At 70.2% G+C, this 3,688-nt stretch carries 4 protein-coding genes; 3 read left to right on the top strand and 1 reads right to left on the bottom strand.

The genetic code is table 11. The annotated features are described in order from the left end of the window. Positions 1-72: 72 nt before the first annotated feature. Positions 73-942: a helix-turn-helix domain-containing protein gene (locus AOK08_RS40050; RefSeq protein WP_241827303.1), complete on the bottom strand. Its 870-nt coding sequence runs from the start codon at positions 940-942 to the stop codon at positions 73-75. Positions 943-1,037: 95 nt separating this feature from the next. On the opposite strand from AOK08_RS40050, the gene AOK08_RS40045 reads away from it, so the two are divergent. From AOK08_RS40045 to AOK08_RS40035, 3 genes are all read left to right on the top strand, one after another. After that, positions 1,038-1,910: an MmyB family transcriptional regulator gene (locus tag AOK08_RS40045; RefSeq protein ID WP_055535256.1), complete on the top strand. Its 873-nt coding sequence runs from the start codon at positions 1,038-1,040 to the stop codon at positions 1,908-1,910. A 49-nt stretch (positions 1,911-1,959) separates the two neighbouring features. Then, entirely contained in the window at positions 1,960-2,934 is a 975-nt protein-coding gene (locus AOK08_RS40040; protein WP_055535254.1) for an MBL fold metallo-hydrolase, read from the top strand. 310 nt (positions 2,935-3,244) lie between these two features. Then, on the top strand, positions 3,245-3,688 hold a 444-nt coding region (locus AOK08_RS40035), incomplete at its 3' end, for a hypothetical protein (RefSeq protein ID WP_055535252.1).

Raw genomic sequence — 3,688 nt, 5'->3', positions numbered from 1 at the left:
TGCCTCCGGTGATCAGGACGGAACGGGACATGGGGAATCCTTTCTCTTTGCTTTGCAGGTTGCTGTGGTCAATCAGCCGGCCCGGCGGGCGCCGGACCGCGTCAGCTGTCCGCTCATCGCCGCAGCGGTGTCCATCACCGCGTTGACGTAACGGGCCCGGGTGGCCGGCCGCTTCATCTGGGAGTCGGCCGCGACCAGCGCCACGGAGCCGGCGATGGCCGGGCCGAACCAGAGGGGCGCGGCGATCATGCTCCGGTGCGGCAGCGGCGAGGCCCCGACCACGTGACCTTCCTCACGGATGTGAGAAATGTCGATCTTGGAGCGGTTTTCGGCTCCGAGACAGGCCAGGATCGCGAGACCGGCCGCGTCGGCCTCCAACGGGGCGGCTTCGAGGGTGCGAAGCGCATTCTCCGGGGCGGTGAGCAGCTCTCCATCGTGCGCCCCGTATGCCCGTTCTGCGCAAATCCTCATCGGAGCGCCGATCAGATGCGGACGGTATACGAAAGCAATTTGGCCAGTTCTCGACTGTAGTGTGACCAGCTCAGCCCGCACCGCAGGCGAAGGCTGAACGGCCGGTGACGGCTGGATCGGGGCAGGAAAGCGAGGGGTGCCGTGCAGCGCGTCGACCAGCGCGTAGCGAGCGCGCGGACCTCTCTGCTCGACCGCACCGTCGCGCACGAGCGCCTGAAGATACCGGTGAACGGTGGGAGCAGGCAGGCCAGAGGACTCGGCGATGGCAGCCAGCGGCTGCTCGTCCGGGCCGAGGCGGACCAGGGCCCTGAGCACCGCCATGGTGCGGACCACGGCTCCGCCGGTGCGGTCCGACGGGGCGACAACAGGGTGCAGCAACGCGAACTCCCCCTCGCGATCGGGGACCGTCGCGTCTCCCACAACGCGCATTCGATCCAGTGGCCGATTTTTACCGGCCACGATCGTCGTCACCAGGCTCTGAATTTTCCGGCCCGCGAATTTCAGGAGCAGACATTTCCGGTAATTCGCCGGGCCGGCACGTACAGCTCCACGGGGAAGGGTCCAGGGTGAACAACAAGGAGGCGTTGCAGCAGCTGCTGCGATGGAAGCGGGGACAGATCAACCCGGTCGAACTCGGCTGGCCGAAGCGGACCGGTCGGGGGCGGCGCTCGAGCGGCCTGTCGCAGGCGCAGGTGGCGCAGGCCCTGTTCGTGACCGAGCGCACGTACGCGGACCTCGAGCGCGGCGACATGACGACGCCGAGCGCGGAGTTCCTCGACAACGTGGCCAAGGTGCTGCGCATGGAGGAACGGGAGCGCTCCGCGCTCTACGTCTACGCCCTGGGCCATGAACCGCCCATACCGATGGACCCCATGGCCGGGACCAACGTGGCGCCCGCCTGGCAGCACGCCGTCACCCACGTGACCGGGCAGCCCTGCTACGTCAACGACGTGGCCTGGAACGTCCTCGCCGCGAACGACGACTTCATCCGCATGTTCCCGCAGATCCCGGGAGAAAAGCCCCGTCTTCCCGAGCAGAACCTCATCCGCTGGATGCTGCTGCGCGAGGACGCGCGCGAACACCATCTGGTCGACTGGGAGAAGCGGTGGGCCACCCCCGTCGCGGCCCAGCTGCGCACCGCGGTGGCCTCGCACCCCGGCAACGACGACCTCCAGCAGCTCGACAAGGAGGTCAGCGACGACCCGGTCGTGGGCCCGATCTACCGCAACCACAACATCGCCTACGTCCATCCCGACGGGGACACCCGTGCCATGCGCCATGCCGGCTATGCGCCGGCGCCGGGCACGGCGGACTCCCAGGACGCATGCTGCGAGCGGCACGCTCCGTCCCAGCTGGGCAACGTCACCATGTGCGCGGCGCAGCCGTTCGGGAGCCCCGGCGCCCGCTTCTTCTTTCTCGTGTTCGAGCCCAAGCCCTGACCGTGCGCGTGTTCTTCCGGACCGCATCCCGACCGCAGATTGCCTGCCCATGACCCGTACCGCTGTCCTGACACAGATCACCCCGGGCGTCTTCGCATGGCAGCCCCGGCAGGCCTCGGCCTGGGGACTTGCCAACTGCGGCCTGATCACCTCCCGCGGCCAGGCCCTGCTGGTGGACACCCCGTACACCCCGGCTCTGACGGACTCCTTCCTGGACGCCGCCCGGGCGGCCGCCGGCCCGCGCGTGCCGCTGGACCGCGTCGCCCTCACCCACGCCAACGGCGATCACACCTGGGGCCTGCAGCAGCTGCCCGGCGCCGAAGTCCTCGCGACCCGCGCGGCCTTGGACCACCAGTGCCTCGAACCGACCCCGCAGCAGCTCCACGCGCTGGTCCACGACACCGATCCGGGCCAGCCCCTGGGCTGGTACTTCCGGGAGCATTTCGGCAGGTTCGACTTTTCCGGCATCACCGTGGTCTCGCCCACGGATACCTTTACCGGGCGCCGCGACCTGGAGGTCGGCGGGATACCCGTCGAATTGCACGAGGTCGGCCCCGCGCACACGGTCGGCGACCTGATCGTCCATCTGCCCGCCCAGCGTGTGGTGTTCGCCGGTGACATCGTCTTCGCCGACGACCACCCCTCGCACTGGGCCGGCCCTCTGGAACGGGTCTCCGCCGCCTGCGAACGGATCCTGGCCCTCGGCCCGCAGTGGATCGTCCCGGGCCACGGGCCGCTCATGACCCCCGAAGAGCTGCGGGAGTACATCGCCTATCTCGATGACCTCGCCGACCAGGCCTACCTTCTGCACGGCCAGGGCCGCAGTGCCGTCGAGGCGGCGCAGATCCTCCTCAAGGAGGACCGCTACCCCCGTCTCGGCCTTCCGGAGCGGCTGGCGATCACGCTCAGCACGGAGTACCGCCATCTCGACGGCGACTCGGCTACGGTCGACCTGGTCGAACTGGTGGAGCGCGCGGCCCGCATCGCATGGGACCGGGCGTCGCTGGCCGGACCGGCCTTCTGACCCGCCGCCCGCGCGCATGCGGGACCGCCCTCGTTCCGGCCGGCGAAACAGTGCGCGCCGCGCATTCCGGGAATCGGAATAGGAACCGGCCCCGGGGTAATCAGGGTTGCCGGCGGCCTGCTGGGATGGTGAGGTACGGGCAGTCGGCACGCCGTGGATGCACGGCGCCGCCCCGGCACCGAGGGCCCTCCCACGCCCGTTGACGTGCGCGGTCGAGCAGCACACCGGTGCTGGACTCGATTCGGGATGCCGCCGCCGGCCCCCCGGCGGCGGCATCCGCCCGCCCCCGTCTTCATCTCCAGGGAGAGTCATGCCCTCCAGCCCGGCCGTCCGTCCGGTCCCGGTCCCCGTGCCGGAATTCCTCATATTCCGCATCGACGGCATCCGCGCCTCCCTGAGGACCGGCAGGCCCGCCGAGGCCCTGGCGCTGGCCCGTGCTCTCGCCGACGAACTCGCCAGCAGTCACGGGCCCGTTCACGCGCACACCCTGCACGCCCTGGAGCTCGTCGGCTTCTGCGCCCAGCTCGCCCGGCAGCCAGTGACCGCCACCGAGGCTTCGACAGCGGCCGCGGCGGGGTGGCTGCGCTCGCTGCCTGGCACCCATCATCAGGTGCGGCGGCAAGCCGTCAACGCGGTCGCCTCCTGGCTCACCGTGGACGGCGCCGCCGATGCCGTACGCACAGGCAATTTGCTGCTGTTGTTGCTCGCGTCCGTCTTCGGCCCCGGCCACCCCGCCGCCCGCCGGGTCGAGCAG

Origin of the sequence: Streptomyces graminilatus (assembly GCF_001418565.1) — a bacterium.
Classification (GTDB): domain Bacteria; phylum Actinomycetota; class Actinomycetes; order Streptomycetales; family Streptomycetaceae; genus Streptomyces; species Streptomyces graminilatus.
Note: the sequence above shows the minus strand (reverse complement) of the source record. Positions and strands in the feature narration are given on the sequence as shown.

Coding starts and splice junctions, on each gene's coding strand:
- AOK08_RS40040 (WP_055535254.1), top strand. CDS start 1,960: ATGACCCGTACCGCTGTCCTGACACAGATCACCCCGGGCGTCTTCGCA.